We start from the raw sequence: 24383 nt of genomic DNA, 5'->3' as shown, positions 1-24383 counted from the left end.
CCTGTGATCGCGCGGCACCGCATACTCGGGGGGTGACCGCGTACGAGCCCTCCGGAGAACCCGGCGCCGGTACCGATCCCGCGCCGGGCCCGGCCCGCGCCGGATACGACGCCGTCGTGCTCGCCGGCGGGGCCGCGCGGCGGCTCGGCGGTGCCGACAAGCCCGGCCTCCGGGTCGGCGGACGGGCGTTGCTGGACCGGGTGCTCGCCGCCTGCGCCGGGGCGAGGACGACGGTCGTGGTCGCCGATCCCAGGCCCACCGTCCGCCCGGTGACCTGGGCGCGCGAGGACCCACCCGGCGGCGGACCGCTCGCCGCCCTCGCCGCCGGCCTCGGGCCGACCACGGCGGAGCATGTCGTGGTGCTCTCCGCCGACCTGCCGTTCCTCGCCGAGGACAGCGTCGGACGCCTTCTGTCGGCCCTCGCGGCGGGCGACGCGGACGGCGTGCTGCTCACCGACGCCGACGGCCGGGACCAGCCCCTCGTCGCCGCCTACCGCGCGTCCGCGCTGCGCCGCGAACTGTCGGCGCTCACCCGGGACCGGGCGGCCCGGACGGACGGTGCAGGCCGGGCGGACCTCTCGGGACTGCCCCTGCGCCGGCTGACCGGCGCCCTCCGTCTCGCCCGGATCCCGGACGCCGTCGCGTCCTTCGACTGCGACACCTGGGACGACATCGCCACCGCAAGGGCACGCATCAGGGAGCATGGTCACGTGTTGGATGAATGGATCACCGCAGCCAAGGACGAGTTGGGCATCGACCTCGACGTCGACACCGGCGTCCTGCTCGACCTCGCCCGGGACGCCGCCCACGGGGTGGCCAGGCCCGCGGCCCCGTTGACCACCTTCCTCGTCGGCTACGCGGTGGGTCGCTCCGGAGGCGGGCCCGAAGCCGTCGCCGAGGCGTCCCGCAAGGCCGCCGCCCTCGCCCGGCGCTGGGCCGAGGAGGCAGCCGACGCCGGTCCCGCCCCGGTCCCGGACACCGGTTCCGCCCCGGCGGGGGACATCGGTCCCGCCCCGGCCGCCGACGCCGGTTCCGCCCCGGCCGCCGGTGAACCCGGCGCGGCTCCCGGCGCCACCCCCGACACCCGCCCGGACGCGCGATGACCTCCCCCGGCACACGGGCCGATGAGGAAGCGGAGGACCGCCACGTCGAGGAGGCGCTCGCCCTCGTGAAGGAGCAGCCCGGCGCCGCGCACGGCGACCACGGCCACGCGGCGAGGCCCGCGCCCGCCACGTCCCACGGCCACCAGGGCGCCCCGCCCCAGCAGACGGGCTCCCATCACCGGGCGACCGCCTGGCCCGAAGCCCGGGCGATCGCCGAGCGTGCCGCCCGCGCCGCCGTCCGCGCCGCCCGCCGGGCCCCGGTCTCCGTGCCCCTCGACGCGGCCCTCGGCCTCACCCTCGCCGCGCCGCTCACCGCCCTCACCGATCTGCCCTCCTTCGACACCTCCGCGATGGACGGCTGGGCCGTCGCCGGACCGGGCCCCTGGGCCGTGCGCGACGAAGGCGTCCTGGCCGGACACGCGCAGCCCGCGCCCCTCACCGACGGCGAGGCCGTCCGTATCGCCACCGGCGCCCGCATCCCCCCGGACACCACCGCCGTCCTGCGCAGCGAGCACGGCCGGACCGACGAACGCGACCGCCTGCACCCCACCCGCGAGGTCGTCCACGGCCAGGACATCCGCCCGCGCGGTCAGGAGTGCCGCGGCGGCGACCAGCTGCTCCCCGTCGGGACCCTGGCCACCCCGCCCGTCCTGGGCCTCGCGGCGGCCGCCGGCTACGACACCCTCACCGTGGTCCCCCGCCCCCGCGTCGACGTCCTGGTCCTCGGCGACGAACTGCTCACCGAGGGCCTCCCGCACGACGGCCTGATCCGGGACGCCCTCGGCCCGATGCTGCCGCCCTGGCTGCGTGCCCTGGGCGCCGACGTCCGCGCGGTCCGCCGCGTCGGCGACGACGCCGACGCCCTGCACCGCGCCGTCACGGCCAGCGACGCCGACCTGATCGTCACGACCGGCGGTACCGCCGCGGGGCCCGTCGACCACGTCCACCCGATCCTGGGCCGGACCGGCGCCGAACTCCTCGTGGACGGCGTCAAGGTCCGCCCCGGCCACCCCATGCTGCTGGCCCGGCTGAGGGACGACCAGCACCTCGTCGGCCTGCCCGGCAACCCCCTGGCCGCCGTCTCCGGTCTGTTCACCCTCGCCGAGCCCTTCCTGCGCATCCTCGCCGCCCGCCCGGCGCCCGAGCCGTACACGCTGCCGCTGCGGGACGCGGTGCACGGGCATCCGTACGACACCCGGCTCGTCCCGGTCGTGCTGCGCGGCGACGGTGCCGTGCCGCTGCACTACAACGGTCCGGCCATGCTGCGCGGCATCGCCGCCGCCGACGCCCTGGCCGTCGTACCCCCGGGCGGTGCGCGGTCGGGGCAGGAGGCCGAACTGCTCGACCTGCCCTGGACCACCGGCGGAATCGGAGTGTGTTTCACGTGAAACTTCCGGGCCAGGACGCGATCGCCCGCCAGGCGGACGAACACCTCGTGACCCATCGGGTGAAACTCCCGAGGAAGATGGTCGAGCACCCGATCCGCCAGGTCGGCAAGCGGCTGTCGATGGCCCTCGTGGTGCTGTTGGCGACCGCGTTCATCGTCTATGCCGACCACGACGGCTACACGGACAACTCGGACGACGCGGTCGACCTCCTGGACGCCTTCTACTACGCCACCGTCACCCTCTCCACCACCGGGTACGGCGACATCACACCTGTGAGCGACGCCGCCCGGCTGACCAACATCTTCGTCATCACGCCCCTGCGTGTGATCTTCCTGATCATCCTGGTCGGCACCACGCTGGAAGCCCTCACCGAGCGCACTCGGGAGGAGTGGCGCCTGAACCGCTGGAGGTCCACCTTGCGCGATCACACCGTCGTCATCGGTTTCGGCACCAAGGGACGGTCGGCGGTCGAGACCGTCTGCACGACCGGGCTGCGCAAGGAGCAGGTCGTCGTGGTCGACCCCAGCGGCAAGGCCATCGAGGCCGCCACGGCCCACGGCTACGCGGGTGTGATCGGCGACGCGACGCGCAGTGACGTGCTGAACCGGGCCGAGGTGTACCGGGCGAAGCAGATCATCATCGCCACCCAGCGCGACGACACGGCCGTGCTGGTGACGCTCACGGCCCGGCAGCTCAACCGGGGCGCGAAGATCGTGGTCGCGGTCCGCGAGGAGGAGAACGCGCCGCTGCTCAAGCAGTCCGGCGCCGACGCAGTGATCACCAGTGCCAGCGCCGCCGGCCGTCTGCTCGGCCTCTCCGTGCTCAGTCCCGCCGCCGGCATGGTCATGGAGGACCTGATCAGCCAGGGCAGCGGGCTCGACCTGGTCGAGCGGCCGGTCATAAAGGCCGAGGTGGGCAAGAAGCCGCGCGAGACGGACGACCTGGTGGTGAGCGTCGTACGCGGGCACCGGGTGCTCGGGTACGACGATCCGGCCGTCGGCGGACTGGAGCTGACGGACCGCCTGATCACGATCGTGCGGGCGACACCGGCCACCCACGTGGCTCCCGACGCCCGCCCGCTGCCCCGCGACTGACGGCGCCGGACCGCAGTCGGCGCCCCGCGAGCCGCACGGCTCGCGGGGCGCCGATCGCGTACCGGCCCGTGGTTCACGGGCCGGTAGGTCACTTGCGGTTGTACAGCCGCATCGTGACCGGGCCGAAGACCAGGAGGAGCGCGCCCGCCCAGCCCAGCGTCCAGGCGATCTCGACACCGGGCCACTCGCCCGCCATCAGGCCGCGCACCGCGGACGCCAGGTGGGTGATCGGGCTGTTGTTGACGAACGCCTGGAGCCAGCCCGGCATGGTCCTCGGGTCGACGAAGACGTTGGACAGGAAGGTGAGCGGGAAGATCACCATCATGCTGACGCTCATCACCGACTTCTCGGTGCGCAGCATCAGCCCGAACATCGTCCAGATCCACGAGAAGGCGAACGAGAACACCAGCAGCAGCGCGATCCCGGCCACCACGCCGCCGACCCCGCCGTCGGGCCGGTAGCCGAGCAGCAGGCCCACGGCGAGCATCACGACGGAGGCGATCGTGTAGCGCAGCGCGTCGCCGAGCAGGTAGCCGACCATCGCCGAGGGCCGCCAGATCGGCAGCGAGCGGAAGCGGTCGAAGACACCCTTCTCGATGTCGACGTTCACCGAGATCCCGGTGTACATCGTGATCATCACGACGGACATCACGAGGATGCCCGGCAGCACGAACTGGATGTAGTCACCGGGCGAACCCGCCAGCGCACCGCCGAAGAGGTACGTGAACATCAGCAGGTTCATGATCGGGAAGGCGGTGACGTCGAAGAGCTGCTCCGGCACGTGCTTGATCTTGAGGATCGCGCGCCAGCCGAACGTCAGGGACGTGGACAGGGCGCTGGGCCGCGGCGGACGCTCCTTGGCGACCAGCAGTGCCGCCAGCGACTCGGTGCTGACCGCGGAGAGCTCCTTGCTCTCGGTGCTCGTGGCCGTGCTCATGCCGCCACCTCGTCCTTCGTGTCGGGGCCGGTCCCGGAGCCGGGGCCGCTGCCGTTCTGGGTGGCCTGGCCGGTGTCGTGACCGGTCAGCGCCAGGAAGACCTCGTCGAGGCTGGGCTGCCCCAGGGAGAAGTTGTCGACGGTGATGCCGGCCCGGGACAGCTCGGACAGCGCCCGGGCGGCCTGGTCGGCGGCCGTGTCGCCCGGAGTCACCCCGAGGCGGGCGGTCAGAGCCACCGGGTCGGGTTCCAGCTGCACCTCGGCGACCAGCAGGTCACGCAGCAGCCGCTCGGTCTCCGGCCGCTGGCCGGCGTCGCGCAGCCGCAGGTGGACGGAGCCCGCGCCGACGGACGCCTTCAGCTCGCCCTTGGTGCCCTCGGCGATCACCCGGCCCTTGTCGATGACGGCGATCCGGGACGCCAGCTGGTCGGCCTCGTCCAGGTACTGGGTGGTCAGCAGCACCGTCGTGCCCTGGGCGACGACCGCGCGCACGATGTCCCAGACCTGGTTGCGGCTGCGCGGGTCGAGACCGGTGGTCGGCTCGTCGAGGAAGAGCAGGTCGGGGGTGTTGAGGATGGACGCGGCGATGTCGATGCGCCGCCGCATGCCACCGGAGTAGTGCTTGACCTGCTTGGACGCCGCGTCCGTCAGCCCGAAGGCGGCTAGCAGCTGCTCGCCCCGCTGCCGCGCGGCGGTCTTGCCGTGCCCGAGGAGGCGGCCCAGCAGGATCAGGTTCTCGGAGCCGGTCAGGTCCTCGTCCACGGACGCGTACTGCCCGGTGAGGCTCACCCGGGCGCGCACCTCGTCGGCCTGGTGCACGACGTCGTGGCCGAAGACGCGGGCCTGGCCGCCGTCCGGCCGCAGGAGGGTGGCGAGCATCTTCACCGTCGTGGTCTTGCCGGCGCCGTTCGGGCCGAGGACGCCGTAGACCGTGCCGGTGGGCACCGCGAGGTCCACGCCGTCCACGGCCCGGGTGTCGCCGAACGTCTTCACCAGTCCCGCGGTCTCGATCGCCAGTCCGGACGTGTGCGTGCTCATGCTGGGGTCCTTCCACGTTCTTCGACTACGCGTCGCGTGCCGCGAGTGCGCGCACTTGGGTCACGCATGGGAAGACCTTTACCGTCGCGCAAATTCATCGGTGGCGCACAGGGATTTCCCGGCGGACCGTCCGAAAGTCCGAGGGGGCTCCGACCGGGGACCCAGGTGCAGGGGCCGGCGCCGGACGGGGGGAGTAGCGTCGCCCTCATGCATGCGATCACGATTTCCGAACCCGGGGGCCCCGAGGCGCTGCTCTGGACCGAGGTCCCCGACCCGGTGCCCGGCGAGGGCGAGGTCCTGGTCGAGGTGACGGCCAGCGCCGTCAACCGGGCCGACATCATGCAGCGCCAGGGCTTCTACGACCCCCCGCCCGGTGCCTCCCCCTACCCGGGCCTGGAATGCTCCGGGCGGGTCGCCGCGCTCGGGCCGGGCGTGTCCGGCTGGTCCGTCGGCGACGAGGTGTGCGCGCTGCTCGCGGGCGGCGGCTACGCCGAGAAGGTCGCCGTCCCGGCCGGCCAGCTGCTGCCGGTGCCCGACGGCGTCGGTCTGAAGGAGGCGGCGGCACTGCCCGAGGTGGTGTGCACCGTCTGGTCGAACGTCTTCATGGTCTCCCACCTGCGCCCCGGCGAGACGCTCCTCGTCCACGGCGGCTCCAGCGGCATCGGCACCATGGCGATCCAGCTGGCCAAGGCCGTCGGCGCGAAGGTCGCCGTGACGGCGGGCAGCAAGGAGAAGCTGGAGCGCTGCGCCGAACTGGGCGCCGACATCCTGATCAACTACCGGGAGCAGGACTTCGTCGCCGAGGTGAAGGACGCCACGGGCGGCGCGGGCGCCGACGTCATCCTCGACAACATGGGCGCCAAGTACCTGGACCGCAACGTCCAGGCCCTCGCCGTCAACGGCCGGCTCGCGATCATCGGCATGCAGGGCGGCCGCAAGGGCGAGCTGAACATCGGCGCCCTCCTCGCCAAGCGCGCCGCCGTCAGCGCGACCTCGCTGCGCGCCCGCCCAGGGACGGAGAAGGCGGCCATCGTGGCGGCCGTGCGCGAGCACGTCTGGCCGCTGCTCGCGCAGGGCCACGTCCGCCCGATCGTCGACCGCGAGCTCCCGATGAGCGACGCCCCGGCCGCGCACCGGGTCCTGGAGGAGAGCGGCCACATCGGCAAGGTGCTGCTGGTCGCCCCGTAGGACCGCGGGCGGAGGGGCGCTGAGGGGTGCGATGGGCCGGAGTGCGTCAGCCACGCCGCATGCGGAGTCCGACGAAGGCCAGGCCGAGGCCGAGGCCGACGAGGACCAGTCCGCTGCCCAGCGGCAGGGACCGCAGCACGGGCTCACCGGCGTCCTCGGTGTGCGCGGCCTGCCGCGCGCCCCGGGACGCGGGCGCCGTGGGCACCGGGGCGGTCTCCTCGGGCGGTACGGCGGTGGCCGGGGCGTCGGTGAGGCCCTCACCGGCGTCGTCGTCCGTCCGGTGGCCGGTGACGCCGTCCGCGCCGGCCTCCTCCGGATCCCGCTCCTCGGGCCGCCCGGGCCGCTGCCGCCCCTCGCCCGGCCGGCTCCCCGCCCGGGAGGGCTCCGGGCCGGTCGCCGAGGCGTCCATCGCCCCGGCGCCGGACGCCGACGGGGACGGCGTCGCGGAGCCGCGTGCCGCGCTGCCCGCCGGGCCGGACGCACCGGCCGACGGTGAGGCGGACCCGGCGGCTCCCGGTCCGTCCTGACCCTCCTGACCTTCGTGACGCTCGTGATCCCCGTGACCCCCGTGACCTTCGCGACCGTCGTCCCGCTGAGGACGCTCGCGGCCGGTCTTGCCGGTGTGGCCGGGGCGAACGCTGTGGCCGTCGCCGCCGCCGGGGCCGTCGCTGCCGCCGGGACCGTCCGGCTCGCGAGCCGCCGCCGGTTCCGAAGCCGCCTGAGACCCCGAGGGAGACGGGAGCACGACCGCCCCCACCGTCTCGGACCCGACGCCGTACGCCACCCCCGCCCCGCTCGGCGACAGCAGCGCGCACACCCCCACCACCCCCGCCAGTCCCGTCGCTCGCAGCATGCGCCGCCATGGAGTCACGCCCGTGACCCCCTCCCGGTGATGACAAGTCATGGAAATCGACGGAACAAGCCTCACATCTCCCTGCCACGCCGGCATTCCGGACACCGCCGGACGCGGGTGGAGCACGCCGTGCCGGGGGCACCGCCCGGGCGGGACGCGGGGGTGCGCGACAATGGCGGCATGGAGATGCCGAGGAACGACAGGTCGCCGGAGAACCCCCAGATCCTGGTCGTCGGCCAGGACGGAATGGCGCTCAGCGGCGGTGGCGGCGGGGACGACGAGTCGCGCGAGATCCCGGTGACCGAGCAGGTGGAACAGCCTGCCAAGGTCATGCGGATCGGCAGCATGATCAAGCAGCTGCTGGAGGAGGTGCGCGTAGCGCCCCTGGACGAGGCGAGCCGGGCCCGGCTCAAGGAGATCCACGCCAGCTCGGTCAAGGAGCTGGAGGACGGCCTGGCGCCGGAGCTGGTCGAGGAGCTGGAGCGGCTTTCCCTCCCCTTCACGGACGACGTGACCCCGACCGACGCCGAACTGCGGATCGCCCAGGCGCAGCTGGTCGGCTGGCTGGAGGGCCTGTTCCACGGCATCCAGACCACCCTGTTCGCCCAGCAGATGGCCGCGCGGGCCCAGCTGGAGCAGATGCGCCGCGCGCTGCCGCCCGGCGTGGGCCAGGACGGCGAGGAGCCGGGTCCCGCCGGCCGCACCGGCGGCCCTTACCTGTAGGGAACACCCGAGTAGGGGCGACAGCGCTCCGCGAGGACCGCGAAGGGCCCGGCAGCCACGGCTGCCGGGCCCTTTCTCACGTCTGCGGTTTCTCCGTCCGCGGTCAGGCGGACGGCGGGTTGCCCGTCGAGACCTTGAGCTGGATCTCCGGCATGTCATCGGGGTCGACGTCCGTGCCGGGCGCCGGGAACTGGTCCCGGACCGAGCCCTCGCCGTAGGTGTTCTCGTCGACTTCCACGACCTTCATCCGCCAGCCGGCGGAGTTGAAGCACTCCTTGACCGAGCCGATGTACTTGAAGGTGAAGTCCGGCACCTTGATCTTCTCGGGGTCGTTGTACGACTCCTCAGGCTCGGTGCACTCGTCCTTCTCGATCGTCTTGGTCTTGTCCGGCCCGCGGTAGCCCGCCGCCTTCTCGGGCGACGCGGACGCGCTGGCGGTGGTGTCCCCGCCCTTGGCGTCGTCGTCCCCGCCGTTGTTCATCATCAGCGCGCCGATCAGACCGCCGACCACCAGGACGGCGACCACGATCGAGCCGATGACGACCGTCCTGTTGCCCTTGCCGCCGCCCGGGGAACCGGCCGCCGGGGTGGAGGGCGTGAGGTTGTACGGCGGCGGCGTGGGCGCGCCCTGGTGCTGGGGGGCGTACGGCGACGGGGTCGGGCCCGTCTGGTAGCCGCCCTGCTGCGGGTAGCCGTACGCCGGCGAGTGCGCCGCGGGTGCCGGGGTGCCGTACGGGTTCGGGCCCGGGTGCGGCGTCGGCTGGTACGGCGTCTGGACGTGGCCCGGGGGCGCCGGCGCGGCTTGGTCGACCGGCGGGAACACCGCGGAGCCGACGCCCGCGCCGCTCGGCGTGCTCGCGCCCGGCACGATGCTCGGCGGGGCCGCCTGGAAGGAGGCCGCCACCCGCAGGCACTCGTCGCGCATGGCCTCGGCGCTGGGGAAGCGCTCGTTGGGGTTCTTCTTCAGCGCGCGGGCCACCAGCGCGTCCACGGCCGGCGGCAGGGCGCGGTTGACGGAGGACGGGGCGACCGGCTCCTCCTGCACGTGCGCGTACGCGATGGCCAGCGGGGAGTCCGCGTCGAACGGCAGGCGCCCGGTGACCAGTTGGAACAGCATGATGCCGACCGAGTACAGGTCGGAGCGGGCGTCCACACCGCGGCCGAGGGCCTGCTCGGGCGAGAGGTACTGCGGGGTGCCGACGACCATGCCGGTCTGCGTCATCGACGTGACGCCGGACTGCATGGCGCGGGCGATGCCGAAGTCCATGACCTTGACCACGCCGCGCTTGGTCATCATCACGTTGCCCGGCTTGATGTCGCGGTGGACCAGGCCCATCTCGTGGCTGATCTCCAGCGCCGCCAGCACGTCCGCGGTGATCTTCAGCGCCTTGTCGGCGGGCATCGCGCCCTGCTGCCGGACGTCCTCGTCGAGGACGGAGCCCAGCGGCCGCCCCTCGACGTACTCCATGACGATGTACGGCGTCGTCATGCCGCCGAGATCGTCCTCGCCGGTGTCGAAGACGGAGACGATGTTGGTGTGCGTGAGCTTGGCCACGGCCTGGGCCTCGCGGCGGAAGCGCTCGCGGAAGGCCTGCTCCCGGCCCAGCTCGGTGTGCAGCGTCTTGATCGCGACCTGACGGTCCAGCACCGAGTCGTACGCCAGGTGCACCGACGCCATGCCGCCCTCACCGAGCAAGTCGCGCAGCTGGTAGCGGCCGCCGGCGAGCGCGCGCCCCGCGTACCGGCCCTGTCCGGCGTCCTGGCTCATGTGTCTGCGTCCCCCATAGGCGTCGGCGCCGGTGGCGGCGGCACGCACGCTCGTGATCGAAAGTGCTATTCCCGGCCAAGTCTGCCCGAGGGCACTGACACGTCAAGCGCGGTGCCCGTTCCGTGACCGTACGCGAAGGAAGCGTCGCGGAAGCGTTACAGCCGGCGTACCGCCGGTACACGGAATTTGCACGACAGTACGGAACCAGGGTTTCATGACCGGTCCGTCTCGATGCCGGTCCCGGCAGCCCATCTCGGACCGGAGGCTTGCGCGGAGGCTGTAGCGTGGCCGACGGAGACCGTAACAACACCGCGCGTACCGCGGGCAGAAACGACGGCGAGGACTGATGGCACAGCAGCAGCGCGCCCAGGGCCCGTCCGAACCCGAGGCATCTGGCGGCGGTATGTCTGACGCGCCGGAGAACTGGGGCAACGGCGGCCTGGTCGGCGACGGCCGGTACCGGCTGACCCGCAGACTCGGGCGGGGCGGCATGGCCGAGGTGTTCGCCGCCGAGGACGTCCGCCTCGGACGCACCGTGGCGGTCAAGCTGCTGCGCGCCGACCTCGCCGAGGACCCGGTCTCCAAGGCCCGCTTCACGCGCGAGGCCCAGTCGGTGGCCGGCCTCAACCACCACGCGATCGTCGCCGTGTACGACTCCGGCGAGGACTTCGTCGGCGGTCAGTCCGTGCCGTACATCGTGATGGAGATCGTCGAGGGCCGCACCATCCGCGACCTCCTCCTCAACGCGGAGGCGCCCGGTCCCGAGCAGGCGCTGATCATCGTCTCCGGGGTCCTGGAGGCGCTCGCCTACTCCCACCAGCACGGCATCGTCCACCGCGACATCAAGCCGGCCAACGTCATCATCACGCACAACGGCGCGGTGAAGGTGATGGACTTCGGCATCGCCCGCGCCCTGCACGGCGCGTCCACGACGATGACCCAGACCGGCATGGTCATGGGCACCCCGCAGTACCTCTCCCCGGAGCAGGCCCTCGGCAAGGCCGTCGACCACCGCTCCGACCTGTACGCGACGGGCTGCCTGCTCTACGAACTGCTCGCGCTGCGCCCGCCGTTCACCGGCGAGACCCCGCTGTCGGTGGTCTACCAGCACGTCCAGGACATCCCGACGCCGCCGTCCGAGGTCTCCGACGCCACTCCGCCGGAGCTGGACGGCCTGGTGATGCGCTCGCTGGCCAAGGAGCCCGACGACCGTTTCCAGACCGCCGAGGAGATGCGCGGCCTGGTGCAGTACGGGCTGCAGATGCTGTACGAGCAGGGCGGCCACACCGGCACCTGGAACACCGGCCCGGTCACCGCGCACGACGGCCGGCACGCCGCGGCGGCCGGTTTCGCGGGCACCTCGGTGCTGCCGCACTCCGACCACGGCGCGTCCGGCACCCAGCAGATCCCCCAGCCGATCCTGCCGGGCGGCGGGTACGGCGGCCGTGACGACGGCGGCTTCGAGGGGCACGGCAACAAGGGCGGCGGCCGCGGCAAGCTGTGGATCCTGGCCGTCCTCGCGGTGATCGCCATCGCCGCGGGCGTCGCGCTGGCCCTGAACAACGGCGACGGCGGCAAGGGCGGCACCGACACGGACAAGAGTCCGACGGCGACGACCTCGCAGAGCAGCGACAAGGAGTCGCCCAGCTCCTCGCCCAGCGACGAGGAGACGCAGGAGACCACGGACCCGGGCACGGAGCAGGGCAACGGCGGGGGCGGCACGGGCGACGGGGGCTACACCCCGCCGTACACGCCGTCGTACACGCCGTCGGAGACCGTGACGGAGGAGCCGACCGGGGACCCGACGGGCGACCCGACCACGGATCCCACGACGCCGACGGACGACCCGACGGACGATCCGACCGGCGACCCGACGGGCGGTACCGACGGGGGCGCGACCGGCGACCCGACGGGCGGTACCGTCGGCGGCCCGACCGGCGACCCGGGCGGCGACCCGCTGGGCGACTGACGGGGAACCCACTCCACGCGCGCGTGCGGCCCGGAAACGGGCTTCACGCGCGCGTCGCGTTCTACCGGGCGTCGCGCGGACGTCACCCGGAGACGGCGGCGACGGCGCCGTCCGTGACGTGCACGGAGCCGAACCGCGGCTCGATCCGCAGGTAGACCGGCTCGAACGGCACCCCGTCCACCTCGCGCGGCGCGGGGCCGAACCGCTCGATCTCGGCGGCGCTCGGCTCATGGACCTCGCACCGGCCCACGACCTGGACCACCCACAGGCCCTCGCCGAGCCCGGCACGGCCGAGGTTGTCGGCGCCGTACGCGACGACGCTCCCGGCGCACACCTCGTGGTAGCCGAAGCTCCTGGGCATCCGCAGCAGGACCCGGCCGTCGGCCACGATGTGCCGCGCGAAGGCGAGGAAGGGCAGGGCGCGCAGGCTGGTGGCGGCCCGGCCGTGGGAGGCGCGGCCGAGCAGGCCGACGGCGAGCTGTGCGTCGGAGGGCATGGACCCACCGTGCGGGAGCGGCGGGCCGCCCGGACAGGGGCGCCCGGCCCGGCATGAGGGGACGTAAGTCCCGAATGAACCCGGCCCGCGAAACCGGCGCGGGTCGCTCAGCGGTTCTCGGCCTGGAGCCGGGCCACGAAAGCGGCGGCCTGCGAACGCCGCTGCATTCCGAGTTTGGCCAGCAGGCTCGACACGTAATTCTTGATCGTCTTCTCGGCCAGGTGCAGCCGCTCGCCGATCGCGCGGTTGGTCATCCCCTCGCCGATCAGCTCCAGGATGCGCCGTTCCTGCTCGGTGAGGCGGGCGAGCCGGTCGTCGGTGCGGGTGCCGCCGTCCCGCAGCCGCTCCAGTACGCGCGCGGTGGCCGCCGGGTCCAGCAGGGACTTGCCCGCGGCCACCTCGCGTACGGCGCCCAGCAGCTCGGCGCCCCGGATGTCCTTGAGGACGTAGCCGGAGGCGCCCGCCATGATCGCGTCGAAGAGGGCCTCGTCGTCGGCGAAGGAGGTCAGCATGAGGCACCGGACGGACTCGTCCCGGGAGCGGATCTCGCGGCACACCTCCACGCCGCTGCCGTCCGGCAGCCGCACGTCCAGCACCGCGACGTCCGGCCGGGTGGCCGGGACCCGGGCCAGCGCGTCGGCCGCCGTGCCGGCCTCGCCCACCACCTCGATGTCGGGCTCGCCCGAGAGCAGGTCGTGCACCCCCCGGCGGACGACCTCGTGATCGTCGAGGAGGAATACCCGGATTTTTCCGTCTTCGCGCACGCGCTCAGTCTCACACACCGACTCTTCCCGTGCCCGGGGTGGCCGGGATAACGTGCCGTTGTTCCGGCCCCCTGCGAGGCTGTGACCAGTAAAACTTCCGCACTTCGCCGATTTACTTGGAAATCCGAGTAAAAACGCAGGTCAGGAGGGGTTTCACAGAAATGTGGAGTACTGGGTAACGTGCCTTTCGCAGGGCGCTCGCCGGGGCACCTGTCACGCCTGTTCCCGACCGGGCCGCACCCACCCTTGTGCGACCGCCGGGCCGCAGGTGAGCCGCACTGGCTTCCGGCGAACCCGGGGGCCGGACCGACGGAGGAGCACACGTGACCGAGAGCACTGCCGCGCGCAAGCCGCGACGCAGCGCCGGAAGCAAGGCGGCCGGTACCACCGGCGCCAGGCGCACCACCCGTACCGCTGCCGCCAAGAAGGGCTCCGAGACGGAGCTGGTGCAGCTGCTGACACCCGAGGGCGAGCGCGTCGAGGACCCGGCCTACGCCGAGTACGCCTCGTACGTCGCCGACATCACCCCCGACGAGCTGCGCGGCCTGTACCGCGACATGGTGCTCACCAGGCGCTTCGACGCCGAGGCCACCGCGCTCCAGCGCCAGGGCGAGCTGGGCCTGTGGGCCTCGCTGCTGGGCCAGGAGGCGGCCCAGATCGGCTCCGGCCGGGCCACCCGCGAGGACGACTACGTCTTCCCGACCTACCGCGAGCACGGCGTCGCCTGGTGCCGCGGGGTGGACCCGACCAACCTGCTCGGCATGTTCCGCGGCGTGAACAATGGCGGCTGGGACCCCAACAGCAACAACTTCCACCTCTACACCATCGTGATCGGCTCGCAGGCGCTGCACGCCACGGGCTACGCGATGGGCATCACCAAGGACGGCGCGGACTCGGCGGTGATCGCCTACTTCGGTGACGGCGCCTCCAGCCAGGGCGACGTCAGCGAGGCCTTCAACTTCGCCGCCGTCTACAACGCCCCGGTGGTCTTCTTCTGCCAGAACAACCAGTGGGCGATCTCCGAGTCCAACGAGAAGCAGACCCGCGTGCCGCTGTACCAGCGCGCCCAGGGCTTCGGCTTCCCCGGCGTCCGCGTCGACGGCAACGACGCGCTGGCCGTCCTCGCGGTCACCCGCTGGGCGCTGGAGCGGGCGCGGCGCGGTGAGGGCCCGGCGCTGATCGAGGCGTACACGTACCGCATGGGCGCCCACACCACCTCCGACGACCCCTCCCGCTACCGGCACGACGACGAGCGGGCGGCCTGGGAGGCGAAGGACCCGATCCTGCGCCTTCGCCGCTTCCTGGAGTCCGCAAACCACGCGGACGAGGGATTCTTCGGGGAACTGGAAGCGGAGAGCGAGGCGTTGGGCAAACGAGTGCGCGAGGTGGTCCGTGCCATGCCGGACCCGGACCGGTTCGCCATCTTCGAGAACGTGTACTCGGACGGGCACGCGCTCGTCGACGAGGAGCGGGCCCAGTTCGCCGCCTACCAGGCGTCGTTCGCAGAGGCAGAGGGGGTCTGACATGGCTACGGAAAAGATGGCACTGGCCAAGGCGATCAACGAGTCGCTGCGCCGCGCGCTGGACACCGACCCCAAGGTCCTGATCATGGGCGAGGACGTCGGCAAGCTCGGCGGTGTCTTCCGGGTCACCGACGGCCTCCAGAAGGACTTCGGCGAGGACCGGGTCATCGACACCCCGCTGGCCGAGTCCGGCATCGTCGGCACCGCGATCGGCCTCGCCCTGCGCGGGTACCGGCCGGTGGTGGAGATCCAGTTCGACGGCTTCGTCTTCCCGGCCTACGACCAGATCGTCACCCAGCTGGCGAAGATGCACGCCCGTTCGCTGGGCAAGGTCAAGATGCCGGTCGTCATCCGCATCCCCTACGGCGGCGGCATCGGCGCGGTCGAGCACCACTCGGAGTCGCCCGAGGCGCTGTTCGCGCACGTGGCCGGCCTCAAGGTGGTCTCCCCGTCGAACTCGGCGGACGCGTACTGGATGATGCAGCAGGCCATCCAGAGCGACGACCCGGTGATCTACTTCGAGCCCAAGCGACGCTACTGGGACAAGGCCGAGGTCGACACCGAGGCCATCCCGGGCCCGCTGCACACCGCGCGGGTGGTCCGCGAGGGCACCGACCTCACGCTGGTGGCCTACGGCCCGATGGTGAAGCTCTGCCAGGAGGCCGCCGACGCGGCGGCCGAGGAGGGCCGCTCCCTGGAGGTCGTGGACCTGCGCTCGATCTCGCCGGTCGACTTCGACACGGTCCAGGCGTCGGTGGAGAAGACCCGCCGCCTGGTCGTGGTCCACGAGGCGCCGGTGTTCCTGGGCTCGGGCGCGGAGATCGCCGCCCGGATCACGGAGCGCTGCTTCTACCACCTGGAGGCCCCGGTGCTGAGGGTCGGCGGCTACCACGCCCCGTACCCGCCGGCGCGCATCGAGGAGGACTACCTGCCCGACCTGGACCGGGTGCTGGATGCCGTCGACCGCTCGCTGGCGTACTGAGGAGAGGGTCGTGACGACGATGACCGCAGGGTCCGTACGCGAGTTCAAGATGCCCGACGTGGGCGAGGGACTCACCGAGGCCGAGATCCTCAAGTGGTACGTGCAGCCGGGTGACACCGTCACCGACGGCCAGGTGGTGTGCGAGGTCGAGACGGCGAAGGCCGCCGTCGAGCTGCCCATCCCCTACGACGGCGTGGTCCGCGAGCTGCACTTCCCGGAGGGCACCACCGTCGACGTGGGCACGTCGATCATCGCGGTGGCCGTCGGGGACGCCGGCGCCGCGCCGGAGCCCGCGCAGGCCCCCGTGGAGGACGCGGCGGCCGACGGGGAGGAGAAGAAGCCGGAGGGCCGCCAGCCGGTCCTGGTCGGGTACGGGGTGTCCACCTCCGCGACCCGCCGCCGCCCCCGCAAGGGCGCGGAGACCGGGGCCCGGCAGGCCGCCCCGGCCGCCGCCGCGGTCCAGGCCGAGATGAACGGCCACGGGCCGACGGCCCCGGCCGCACCCGAGCCCGCCGCTCCGGCCACCGCCGGGCGCCCGCTCGCCAAGCCCCCGGTCCGCAAGCTCGCCAAGGACCTCGGCGTCGACCTGGCCTCGGTCACCCCGACCGGCCCGGACGGCGTCATCACGCGCGAGGACGTGCACGCCGCGGTGGCCGGGACCCGGGCGCCGGAGCCGGAGGCGGCCCCCGCGACAGAGGCGCCCGCCCCGTCCCCGGCGGCGGCCCCGGCGTCGTACGACACGGCGCGCGAGACCCGCGTCCCGGTCAAGGGCGTCCGCAAGGCGACGGCGGCGGCGATGGTCGGCTCGGCGTTCACGGCGCCGCACGTCACCGAGTTCGTGACGGTCGACGTGACGCGCACGATGAAGCTGGTCGAAGAGCTGAAGCAGGACAAGGAGTTCACGGGCCTGCGGGTGAACCCGCTCCTGCTGATCGCCAAGGCCCTGCTGGTCGCGATCCGGCGCAACCCGGACATCAACGCCTCCTGGGACGAGGCCGCCCAGGAGATCGTGGTCAAGCACTACGTCAACCTGGGCATCGCCGCCGCGACCCCGCGGGGCCTGATCGTCCCGAACATCAAGGACGCCCACGCCCAGACGCTGCCGCAGCTGGCCCAGTCCCTGGGCGAGCTGGTGTCGACGGCCCGGGAGGGCAGGACCAGCCCCGGCGCCATGCAGGGCGGCACGGTGACCATCACCAACGTCGGCGTCTTCGGCGTCGACACCGGCACGCCGATCCTCAACCCGGGCGAGTCCGCGATCCTCGCGGTCGGCGCGATCAAGCTCCAGCCGTGGGTCCACAAGGGCAAGGTGAAGCCGCGTCAGGTGACCACCCTGGCCCTGAGCTTCGACCACCGCCTGGTCGACGGCGAGCTGGGCTCCAAGGTCCTCGCCGACGTGGCGGCGATCCTGGAGCAGCCGAAGCGCCTGCTGACCTGGGCGTAACCGGTCACGACGGAGTCGCGCCCCCCGACTCGGGGGGCGCGGCTCCGTCGTGCGGGCGTTCAGCGAGGGGACCGGTCGGCGGTCATCGCGTTGAGCAGCGCCGCGCCCCGTTCGGCGTCGTCGACGCTCACCGCGAAGTCCGTGCGGCGGCCCCGGGGGCGTACGACCAGGCAGTCACCGGCGCGCAGCATCACCGTGGTGCCGAGGCCGCCGACGCGGTAGCCCCAGCCGCCGACCTGGGCGGGAGCGCGGACCTCCGCGCGCGCCGACTCGATGTCGCCGGGCGCCCAGCGGCGCCGCGGCCAGCCGAGCGGACCGAACGACACCTCCAGGCCCCGCTCCGAGACCCGGGCCCGCACCGAGCAGAACAGGGCGCAGGACAGGGACGCGACGGTGAAGGCCGCGAACAGGCCCCACAGGCCGCCGGGTGCCAGGCCGCCGATCAGGGCGACGAGCGCGGCCGCGGCGACCAGGCCGGTCACGGCCGCCACGAGCCGCAACCACGGGTTGGCCGCCCGGGCGAACCACGCCAGCCGCCGTCCCTCCGGGACGTCCAGGGCAGGCGTGCCCGAACCCGGCGCGTCGGGTGCCGCCGGGGCGGTCGTCCGCCGGGCGGCGACGAACCAGGCGGCCACGCCCGCCAGGAGGGCGGTGGCGAGGACCGCGACGATCCACCCGGTGACCTGACGGGCGTCCTGCCAGTGCGCGCGGTCAAGGTTGGCCCGGACGACGGCGGCCTGCGCACCGGTGAGCGCGATGCCGGTGGACAGGAGGATCGCGGCGGTCCACGGGCGTACCGCCGCGCCGTCGGCGCGCAGCAGCGGGACGGTGGCCGCCGCCGCCGTCACCAGCCAGAGCGCCGCCGGGACGAGGGACGCCGCCCACAGGGGCATCGACCCGTCGGGGGCCCCTTGGCCCAGGCTCCAGTGCGTCGCCAGGCGGTCGGGCAGCCGCTCCCGCGCCAGCAGCGGCAGGCCGGCGAGCACGGCCGCGACACCGGCCGCCCAGACCGCCACCGTCGCCCGTACCGCCGTCGTCGTGCTTCTCATGGCATCCCCCTGATCATGTCGATCACATCGGTCTTGCTGTAACCCAGCCGTGCCGCCTCGGCGACCAGTTCCCGTACGCGGATCCGCAGGCCCGAGTGCCGGTGGGCGCCCTCGGCGACGGTCACCCCCCGGCCCCGGCGGAACTCCAGCAGCCCTTCGTCGCGCAGGCCGCGCAGGCCGCGCAGCACCGTGTTGACGTTGACGTCGAGGGCCTCGGAGAGGTCGCGGGCCGAGGGCAGGCGGTCACCGGGACCGCACTCCCCCTCGGCGATGGCACGGCGGACGGCGCCGGCGACCTGCTCGTGCAGGGGCCGGGTGTCGTTCTTGTCCAGACTCAGCAGCATGGTGCTAATGAAACTATCACCATGTGCTTCATGAGTAAACGGGAACGGGCCCGTCGCGGTGGCGACGGGCCCGTTCGGGAGGGGCGGGAGGGTGTGGCGCCGGGTCAGCCCAGCTTGGCGAAGCCGTAGTTCATGAGCTTCGTCGCGTCCGTGGCGCGCTGGGACGAGGACGAGGAGGTCAGGACCGTGCCGATGACGGTCTTGCCCTTCCGCGTCGCGGCGAAGACCAGGCAGTACTTGGCCTCCGGACCCGACCCGGTCTTCACACCGATCGCCCCGCTGTAACTGCTCAGCAGGGTGTTGGTGTTGGTCCAGGGCGCCATCGTGCGGGTGCCGCCCTTCTTCGTGATCGTCTTCGCCGTGTACTTCTTCGTCTTCACGATCGTGCGGAAGGTGGAGCTCTTCATCGCACTGCTCGCGAGCTTCGTGAGGTCGCGCGGCGTGGAGTAGTTCTTGCCGTTGCCGATGCCGTCGAACGAGTCGAAGTGCGTGTTCTTCATGCCGAGGCTCTTGGCGGTGGAGTTCATCTTGCCGATGAACGACTTCACCCGGGCCGCCCGCGTCGTGCCGGTGCCGAACTTGTCGGCCAGCGCGTACGCGGCGTCGCAGCCCGAGGGCAGCATCAGCCCGTACAACAGCTGACGTACCGTCACCTTGTCGCCGACGATCAGGCGGGCGGAGGACGCGTTCTTCGACACGATGTAGTCGCTGTACGCCATCTGGATCGTGACCTTGGCGTCCAGGTTCAGCTTCGGCTGCGCGAGCACGACCTTGGCGGTCATGATCTTCGTCGTGGAGCCGGTGGAGCGCTTGGTGTCCGCGGCCTTGGTGTAGAGCGACGCGCCGTTCGCGTTGTTCATCACGAAGCCGCCCTTGGCGACGATCGAGGGCACGGCCGGTGCGGCGAGCGGCCGCGCGAGCGCGCCCTGTGCGGACGCCGACGCGGACTTGGTGGGCGCGGCCTGCGCGGGCGCCGTGGTGAGGGCTCCGGTCGCGAGCACGGCGCCGCCGGTCAGGGCGACGGCGACGGCTCTGCGGAGGCGGATGCCCCGAGTGTTCCTTATCAAGTTGATTACCCCGATTGTGTTGAATTCCCCTGGAGCGCGGCCCGGTTGAGGTCGGTGCGTTTCGGTGCGGTTCGGTCCGCGACTGTGCGACACGTGAATAGCACGAATGGTTGTGCCGTGGTGAGAGGGGGCCGCCCCGTCCTCCGCACGGGTGGCCGTGCGTCCGCATCGTGGACCCGTCCCCGCATGCGTCCCTGTTGTATCTATCCTGTCGGCATGACCACGGCAGTGAGGCAACCCCCAGCGGCGGACCGCGTCTACACCCACGTCAAGCGGGGCGTCCTCGAGCGCCGCTACGAGGGCGGGACCCTGCTCACCGAGGGCGAGCTGGCCGAGGCCGTGGGGGTCTCCCGCACACCGGTGCGCGAGGCGCTGCTGCGGCTGGAGGCGGAAGGGCTGATCCGGCTCTACCCGAAGAAGGGCGCGCTGGTGCTGCCCGTCTCCGCGCAGGAGATCGCCGACGTGGTGGAGACCCGGCTGCTGGTCGAGGAGCACGCGGCCAGGAAGGCCGTACCCGCCCCGCCGGGACTCGTCGAGCGGCTGGAGGCGCTGCTGGCGCGGCAGAAGGAGCAGGCCGCCGCCGGCGACTTCGCCGCCGCCTCCGTCACCGACCGCTGCTTCCACGCCGAGATCGTCCGCAGCGGCGGCAACGAGATCCTCTCCCGCCTCTACGACCAGCTCCGCGACCGCCAGCTGCGCATGGGCGTCGCCGTCATGCACTCCCACCCCGACCGCATCGCCAAGACCCTCGCCGAGCACGAGGAGATCCTCGACGCGCTGCGCGCGGGGGACGCGGAGGCGGCCGTCGAGGTGGTCCACCGGCACGTGGGCTGGTTCTCGCACCTGGCCCGGGGGGAGGTCCGATGAGTTCGGCCACGTCGGCCGGGAAGGTCCTGCCCGGGGATCCCCCGGGCGGTCGGCGCGCGCTCGCCGTCTGGGGGATCGGCGTCGCCGTCTACTTCGTCGCCGTCATCTTCCGCACGTCCCTGGGCGTGGCCGGCCTCGACGCGGTCGACCGGTTCCACGTCAACGCCTCGGCCCTGTCCACGTTCTCCATCCTGCAGTTGCTGGTCTACGCCGGCATGCAGATACCCGTCGGCCTGCTGGTCGACCGGCTCGGCACCAAGAAGGTGCTGGGCATCGGCGTCGTCCTGTTCACGGTGGGGCAACTGGGCTTCGCCTTCTCCCCGTCGTACGGCATGGCGCTCGCCTCGCGGGCGCTGCTCGGCTGCGGCGACGCGATGACGTTCATCAGCGTGCTGCGGCTGGGCACCCGCTGGTTCCCGGCCCGGCGGGGGCCGATGATCGCCCAGCTCGCGGGGCTGGTCGGCATGGCGGGCAACCTGGTCTCCACCCTGGTCCTGGCCCGGCTGCTGCACGGCGTCGGCTGGACGGCGGCGTTCGCGGGCAGCGCGCTGGCCGGGGTCGTCGTGCTGGTCCTGCTGCTGCTGTTCCTCAAGGACCACCCCGAGGGACACGAGCCGGAGCCGCTGCCGCACCAGGGGGCCGCGTACGTACGGCGGCAGATCGCCACGTCCTGGCGGGAGCCCGGGACGCGGCTCGGGCTGTGGGTGCACTTCACCACCCAGTTCCCGGCGATGGTGTTCCTGCTGCTGTGGGGCATGCCGTTCCTGGTCGAGGCCCAGGGGCTGACCCGGGGCACGGCCGGCGGGCTGCTCACCCTCGTCGTGCTGTCCAACATGACGGTCGGCCTGGTCTACGGCCAGATCATCGCCCGGCACCACGCGGCGCGGCTGCCGCTGGCGCTCGGCACGGTGGGCGCGACGGCGCTCCTGTGGGCGGCGACGCTCGCCTACCCGGCCGACCACGCGCCGATGTGGCTGCTGGTCGTGCTGTGCGCGGTGCTGGGGGCGTGCGGGCCGGCCTCGATGATCGGCTTCGACTTCGCGCGGCCCGCGAACCCGCCGGAGCGGCAGGGGACGGCGTCCGGGATCACCAACATGGGCGGTTTCGTGGCGTCGATGACGACGCTGTTCGCGGTGGGCGTGCTGCTGGACGCGACCGGCGACGACTACACCGTCGCGTTCTCGTCGGTGTTCGTGCTGCAGGCGGTGGGGGTGTCGCAGATCCTGCGGCTGCGCGGGCGGGCGGCCCTGCGGGAGCGGGAGCGGCTGGTGGCGAGCCGGGTGGAGACGGTGCACGTGCCCGTGTAGGCGCCCGGCGTCCGTGCGGGCCCGGCTGGGGGCTGCCGCCCCCAGACCCCCGCTTCGGCCTGGACGGCCTCGTCCTCAAGCGCCGGACGGGCTGGGATCGCTCACCGGCGTCACTGCGTCACCACGAAGTTCCGCAGGATCGCCGCCGTCAGGTCCGGGTCGCCCTCCGTCTTGATGCGGTCCGCCGCCGCCTCCGGGGACACGCGGCCGCAGGCCAGGCGGACGTAGGTCTCCCAGTCGAGCGCGAGGGTCGCGGCGGGGCCGAGGGCCGGGGACGACTCCAGGGTGCCGCGGCCCTGGATGTCGACGCGGATGGTGCGCAGGAACTCGATCGGGCCGTGCACGTCGAAGACGACGGCCGAGCTGCGCGGCGCGTCCGCCCGCTCGGCGACGACGCCCGGCAGCGCGTCGAGCAGCACGTCACGCGCCACGTGGGCGCCGGGCGAGTCGAGGTTGCCGGGGCGGCCGAGGGCCGTACGCAGGTCCTGCTCGTGCGCCCACACGTCGAAGGCGTGCCGGCGCATCGCCTCCAGCAGGGTCAGCTCGGTGCCGAGCGGCCCGCGCACCTTGGCGCCGGGGTCCCGCGACTCGTTCCGCAGCTGCCGGTTGCGCCGGATGATCATGTACTCCAGCTCGGACGTCATCTCCGGCGCCGTGTGGTGGCGGCGGACGTCCACCTGCATCTCCATGTACCGCTGGTGGTCGGTGGTGACGTGGAAGAGGTCGCGCGGGAGCGTGTGGATGGGACGCGGGTCGCCGAGCATCTCGGAGTCCAGGCCCAGCACATGGGAGACGACGTCGCGCACCGACCAGGCCGGGCAGGGTGTGCGGCGGTTCCACTCTGCTTCCACAAGCGGCTGGACCAGCTCGGATATCGCCTCGATGGAGTGAGTCCAGGCGTCGGCGTAGGGCTGGAGGGTGGGATGCAGACTCACGGAACGGGACCCCTCGGCGGTCGGTACACGGGCGGTGTGGCAGGTGGTGGCGGCGGTGCCAGTGGGAGGTGGCTGCGGTCGGCGTCGTCTTGAGGCTCCCCCGGCTCTCGGCTGCGCTCGATCCGGGAGGACCCCCAAGTTACGCTGCTGTGCGGCACCCCGGCAGTGCTTTCGTGTGACGATCGTAGGCCCGTGTGGACGGCTCGAATGCCAGGACGGTGGTAGTGTGCGCGCCTCTTTGCTCCAAATCGCTGTGAATGAGGACGAATCGGTCCAAGCGCGTCGCCTGCGCGTGGCGGCGCTGGTACGGGACCAGGCGGGGGCCGACCTCGTCGTGCTGCCGGAGCTGTGGACCACGGGCGCGTTCGCCTTCGAGGAGTTCGGTGCCGAGGCCGAACCGCTCCAGGGTCCGACGTACGAGGCGATGGCGAAGGCGGCGAGCGACGCGGGCGTGTGGCTGCACGCCGGGTCCGTCCCCGAGCGCGCTGCCGACGGGCGGCTCTACAACACCTCGCTCGTCTTCTCGCCCTCCGGCGACCTGGCCGCCTCCTACCGCAAGATCCACCGCTTCGGCTTCGACAAGGGCGAGGCCGTGCTGATGGGCGCGGGGAGCGAGCTGGTGACGGTCCGTCTGCCGGGGACCACCCTCGGCGTGGCGACCTGCTACGACCTCCGCTTCCCCGAACTCTTCCGCGGCCTCGTCGACGCGGGTGCCGAGACCCTCGTCGTCCCGGCCGGCTGGCCGGAGCGCCGCCGGTCCCACTGGACGCTCCTGGCGCGGGCGCGGGCGGTGGAGAACCAGGCGTACGTCCTCGCCTGCGGAACGGCCGGGACGCACGCCTCGGTTCCGCAGGCCGGTCACTCGATCGTGGTCGATCCGTGGGGCGAGGTGCTGGCGGAGGCCGGCGCGGACGAGGAGGTCCTCACGGTGGAGTTCGACCCGGCGAAGGTGGGCCGGACCAGGGAGCAGTTCCCGGCCCTCAAGGACCGGGTGCTGGGGCTCGGGACGCCGCGGCGGTAGCGGGGCGCCGCGCGTACGGGCCGGGAGGCGTGCGCGCGTTGCCTAGGATCCCGCGCATGGCACCCAGCGGTATTCCTGACATCCGTCGCGTCCGGGTGGATCCCACCGGCGCCCACTTCGCCTCGGCGTTCGAGCTGCCGGTCGCCGGGCTGCCCCGGCTGACGTCCGAGCAGTGGGTCCGCGCCAGCTTCGAGGACATCCCGCGCCCACTGCGCGAGCTGATCCGGACGGGCTGGTCGGGCGTGCTCGGCCTGCGGCTGGGACCGCGCTCCTCGCCCCGGCACGTGGTGGGGTGGCGCCGGACGGAGTGCCGGCCCGACAGGGTCGCGCTGGAGGCGCGCGCCCCGTCGCTGACGGTCCGCAATGTCGTGACCGTCGAGGAGGCACGGCTGCTCTGGGCGACGTACGTGCGCTACGAGCGCCGGGCGGGCCGGACGCTGTGGGCCCTGGCGGCGCCGGTGCACCACCTGGCCGTACCCCTGCTCCTGGGCCGCGCCGTCCGGCGCATGGGGTGAGGGCCGCGG

23 protein-coding genes are annotated in these 24383 nt (G+C 73.0%); 13 read left to right on the top strand and 10 right to left on the bottom strand.

Translation table 11 applies throughout. The features are described from left to right. The first annotated feature begins 32 nt into the window (after positions 1 to 32). The 3 genes from ACFIF2_RS14960 to ACFIF2_RS14950 are packed head-to-tail and all read left to right on the top strand — an operon-like array spanning position 33 to position 3585. Positions 33 to 1103 carry an NTP transferase domain-containing protein gene (locus ACFIF2_RS14960; RefSeq protein WP_395573118.1) on the top strand — a complete coding sequence of 357 codons (1071 nt, stop codon included), beginning with the start codon at positions 33 to 35 and terminating at the stop codon, positions 1101 to 1103. Beyond that, positions 1100 to 2491: a molybdopterin molybdotransferase MoeA gene (locus ACFIF2_RS14955; RefSeq protein WP_395573117.1), complete on the top strand. Its 1392-nt coding sequence runs from the start codon at positions 1100 to 1102 to the stop codon at positions 2489 to 2491. The genes ACFIF2_RS14960 and ACFIF2_RS14955 overlap by 4 nt, the downstream gene beginning before the upstream one ends. Further along, positions 2488 to 3585 carry a potassium channel family protein gene (locus tag ACFIF2_RS14950; protein WP_395573116.1) on the top strand — a complete coding sequence of 366 codons (1098 nt, stop codon included), beginning with the start codon at positions 2488 to 2490 and terminating at the stop codon, positions 3583 to 3585. Before ACFIF2_RS14955 ends, ACFIF2_RS14950 begins: the two co-directional genes overlap by 4 nt. Positions 3586 to 3673: 88 nt before the next feature. Here ACFIF2_RS14950 and ACFIF2_RS14945 read toward each other — a convergent pair whose 3' ends face one another. Both ACFIF2_RS14945 and ACFIF2_RS14940 read right to left on the bottom strand, forming a co-directional pair. Beyond that, a complete protein-coding gene (locus ACFIF2_RS14945; RefSeq protein ID WP_395573115.1) occupies positions 3674 to 4522 on the bottom strand; it encodes an ABC transporter permease in 849 nt (282 codons plus the stop codon). Beyond that, positions 4519 to 5559, bottom strand: coding sequence for an ATP-binding cassette domain-containing protein (locus ACFIF2_RS14940; RefSeq protein ID WP_395573114.1), 1041 nt, complete (start codon positions 5557 to 5559; stop codon positions 4519 to 4521). Before ACFIF2_RS14940 ends, ACFIF2_RS14945 begins: the two co-directional genes overlap by 4 nt. A gap of 207 nt (positions 5560 to 5766) precedes the next feature. Here ACFIF2_RS14940 and ACFIF2_RS14935 point away from each other — a divergent pair, with 207 nt between their 5' ends. Next, positions 5767 to 6747: an NAD(P)H-quinone oxidoreductase gene (locus ACFIF2_RS14935; protein ID WP_395573113.1), complete on the top strand. Its 981-nt coding sequence runs from the start codon at positions 5767 to 5769 to the stop codon at positions 6745 to 6747. Positions 6748 to 6793: 46 nt separating this feature from the next. On the opposite strand, the gene ACFIF2_RS14930 is transcribed toward ACFIF2_RS14935, so the two are convergent. Further along, entirely contained in the window at positions 6794 to 7600 is an 807-nt protein-coding gene (locus tag ACFIF2_RS14930) for a hypothetical protein (RefSeq protein WP_395573112.1), read from the bottom strand. Between the two features lie 180 nt (positions 7601 to 7780). Here ACFIF2_RS14930 and ACFIF2_RS14925 point away from each other — a divergent pair, with 180 nt between their 5' ends. Continuing rightward, positions 7781 to 8323, top strand: a complete 543-nt coding sequence (locus ACFIF2_RS14925; RefSeq protein ID WP_395573111.1) for a bacterial proteasome activator family protein — start codon at positions 7781 to 7783, stop codon at positions 8321 to 8323. 103 nt (positions 8324 to 8426) lie between these two features. On the opposite strand, the gene ACFIF2_RS14920 is transcribed toward ACFIF2_RS14925, so the two are convergent. Further along, positions 8427 to 10091, bottom strand: coding sequence for a protein kinase (locus ACFIF2_RS14920; protein WP_395573110.1), 1665 nt, complete (start codon positions 10089 to 10091; stop codon positions 8427 to 8429). Positions 10092 to 10437: 346 nt separating this feature from the next. Between ACFIF2_RS14920 and ACFIF2_RS14915 the strand changes: the two genes are divergently transcribed. Next, entirely contained in the window at positions 10438 to 12060 is a 1623-nt protein-coding gene (locus ACFIF2_RS14915; protein WP_395573109.1) for a protein kinase, read from the top strand. Positions 12061 to 12142: 82 nt separating this feature from the next. Here the strand turns inward: ACFIF2_RS14915 and ACFIF2_RS14910 are convergent, their stop codons facing one another. Both ACFIF2_RS14910 and ACFIF2_RS14905 read right to left on the bottom strand, forming a co-directional pair. Next, positions 12143 to 12556 (bottom strand): pyridoxamine 5'-phosphate oxidase family protein, encoded by a 414-nt coding sequence (locus ACFIF2_RS14910; RefSeq protein WP_395573108.1) that lies wholly within the window; start codon positions 12554 to 12556, stop codon positions 12143 to 12145. Between the two features lie 107 nt (positions 12557 to 12663). Then, the gene (locus ACFIF2_RS14905) at positions 12664 to 13320 is read right to left on the bottom strand and encodes a response regulator (RefSeq protein WP_395573107.1); all 657 of its coding nucleotides are present in this window, start codon (positions 13318 to 13320) and stop codon (positions 12664 to 12666) included. Positions 13321 to 13643: 323 nt separating this feature from the next. Between ACFIF2_RS14905 and pdhA the strand changes: the two genes are divergently transcribed. The 3 genes from pdhA to ACFIF2_RS14890 are packed head-to-tail and all read left to right on the top strand — an operon-like array spanning position 13644 to position 17269. After that, entirely contained in the window at positions 13644 to 14843 is a 1200-nt protein-coding gene (gene pdhA, locus ACFIF2_RS14900) for a pyruvate dehydrogenase (acetyl-transferring) E1 component subunit alpha (RefSeq protein ID WP_395573106.1), read from the top strand. 16 nt (positions 14844 to 14859) lie between these two features. Continuing rightward, a complete protein-coding gene (locus tag ACFIF2_RS14895) occupies positions 14860 to 15825 on the top strand; it encodes an alpha-ketoacid dehydrogenase subunit beta (RefSeq protein WP_395573180.1) in 966 nt (321 codons plus the stop codon). Between the two features lie 19 nt (positions 15826 to 15844). After that, positions 15845 to 17269 carry a dihydrolipoamide acetyltransferase family protein gene (locus tag ACFIF2_RS14890; RefSeq protein WP_395573179.1) on the top strand — a complete coding sequence of 475 codons (1425 nt, stop codon included), beginning with the start codon at positions 15845 to 15847 and terminating at the stop codon, positions 17267 to 17269. Positions 17270 to 17328: 59 nt separating this feature from the next. On the opposite strand, the gene ACFIF2_RS14885 is transcribed toward ACFIF2_RS14890, so the two are convergent. From ACFIF2_RS14885 to ACFIF2_RS14875, 3 genes are all read right to left on the bottom strand, one after another. Continuing rightward, the gene (locus ACFIF2_RS14885) at positions 17329 to 18318 is read right to left on the bottom strand and encodes a DUF1648 domain-containing protein (protein WP_395573105.1); all 990 of its coding nucleotides are present in this window, start codon (positions 18316 to 18318) and stop codon (positions 17329 to 17331) included. Continuing rightward, positions 18315 to 18662 (bottom strand): GntR family transcriptional regulator, encoded by a 348-nt coding sequence (locus ACFIF2_RS14880; protein WP_395573104.1) that lies wholly within the window; start codon positions 18660 to 18662, stop codon positions 18315 to 18317. Before ACFIF2_RS14880 ends, ACFIF2_RS14885 begins: the two co-directional genes overlap by 4 nt. 104 nt (positions 18663 to 18766) lie before the next feature. Then, the gene (locus ACFIF2_RS14875; protein WP_395573103.1) at positions 18767 to 19729 is read right to left on the bottom strand and encodes a D-alanyl-D-alanine carboxypeptidase family protein; all 963 of its coding nucleotides are present in this window, start codon (positions 19727 to 19729) and stop codon (positions 18767 to 18769) included. Between the two features lie 216 nt (positions 19730 to 19945). Here ACFIF2_RS14875 and ACFIF2_RS14870 point away from each other — a divergent pair, with 216 nt between their 5' ends. Both ACFIF2_RS14870 and ACFIF2_RS14865 read left to right on the top strand, forming a co-directional pair. Continuing rightward, on the top strand, positions 19946 to 20596 hold the full coding sequence (locus ACFIF2_RS14870) for a GntR family transcriptional regulator (RefSeq protein WP_395573102.1): 651 nt from the start codon (positions 19946 to 19948) through the stop codon (positions 20594 to 20596). After that, a complete protein-coding gene (locus ACFIF2_RS14865; RefSeq protein WP_395573101.1) occupies positions 20593 to 21903 on the top strand; it encodes a nitrate/nitrite transporter in 1311 nt (436 codons plus the stop codon). The genes ACFIF2_RS14870 and ACFIF2_RS14865 overlap by 4 nt, the downstream gene beginning before the upstream one ends. Positions 21904 to 22013: 110 nt before the next feature. Here the strand turns inward: ACFIF2_RS14865 and ACFIF2_RS14860 are convergent, their stop codons facing one another. Then, a complete protein-coding gene (locus ACFIF2_RS14860) occupies positions 22014 to 22838 on the bottom strand; it encodes a maleylpyruvate isomerase family mycothiol-dependent enzyme (RefSeq protein ID WP_395573100.1) in 825 nt (274 codons plus the stop codon). 226 nt (positions 22839 to 23064) lie between these two features. Between ACFIF2_RS14860 and ACFIF2_RS14855 the strand changes: the two genes are divergently transcribed. Together ACFIF2_RS14855 and ACFIF2_RS14850 are read left to right on the top strand one after the other, a co-directional pair. Next, entirely contained in the window at positions 23065 to 23859 is a 795-nt protein-coding gene (locus tag ACFIF2_RS14855; RefSeq protein WP_395573099.1) for a carbon-nitrogen family hydrolase, read from the top strand. Positions 23860 to 23915: 56 nt separating this feature from the next. Continuing rightward, positions 23916 to 24374, top strand: coding sequence for a DUF2867 domain-containing protein (locus ACFIF2_RS14850; protein ID WP_395573098.1), 459 nt, complete (start codon positions 23916 to 23918; stop codon positions 24372 to 24374). The last annotated feature ends 9 nt before the right edge of the window (positions 24375 to 24383 follow it).

This window comes from Streptomyces sp. BK79 (assembly GCF_044142145.1).
In the GTDB taxonomy this organism is placed as follows: Bacteria; Actinomycetota; Actinomycetes; order Streptomycetales; family Streptomycetaceae; genus Streptomyces.
This window is presented reverse-complemented; position numbering and strand designations above follow the sequence as displayed.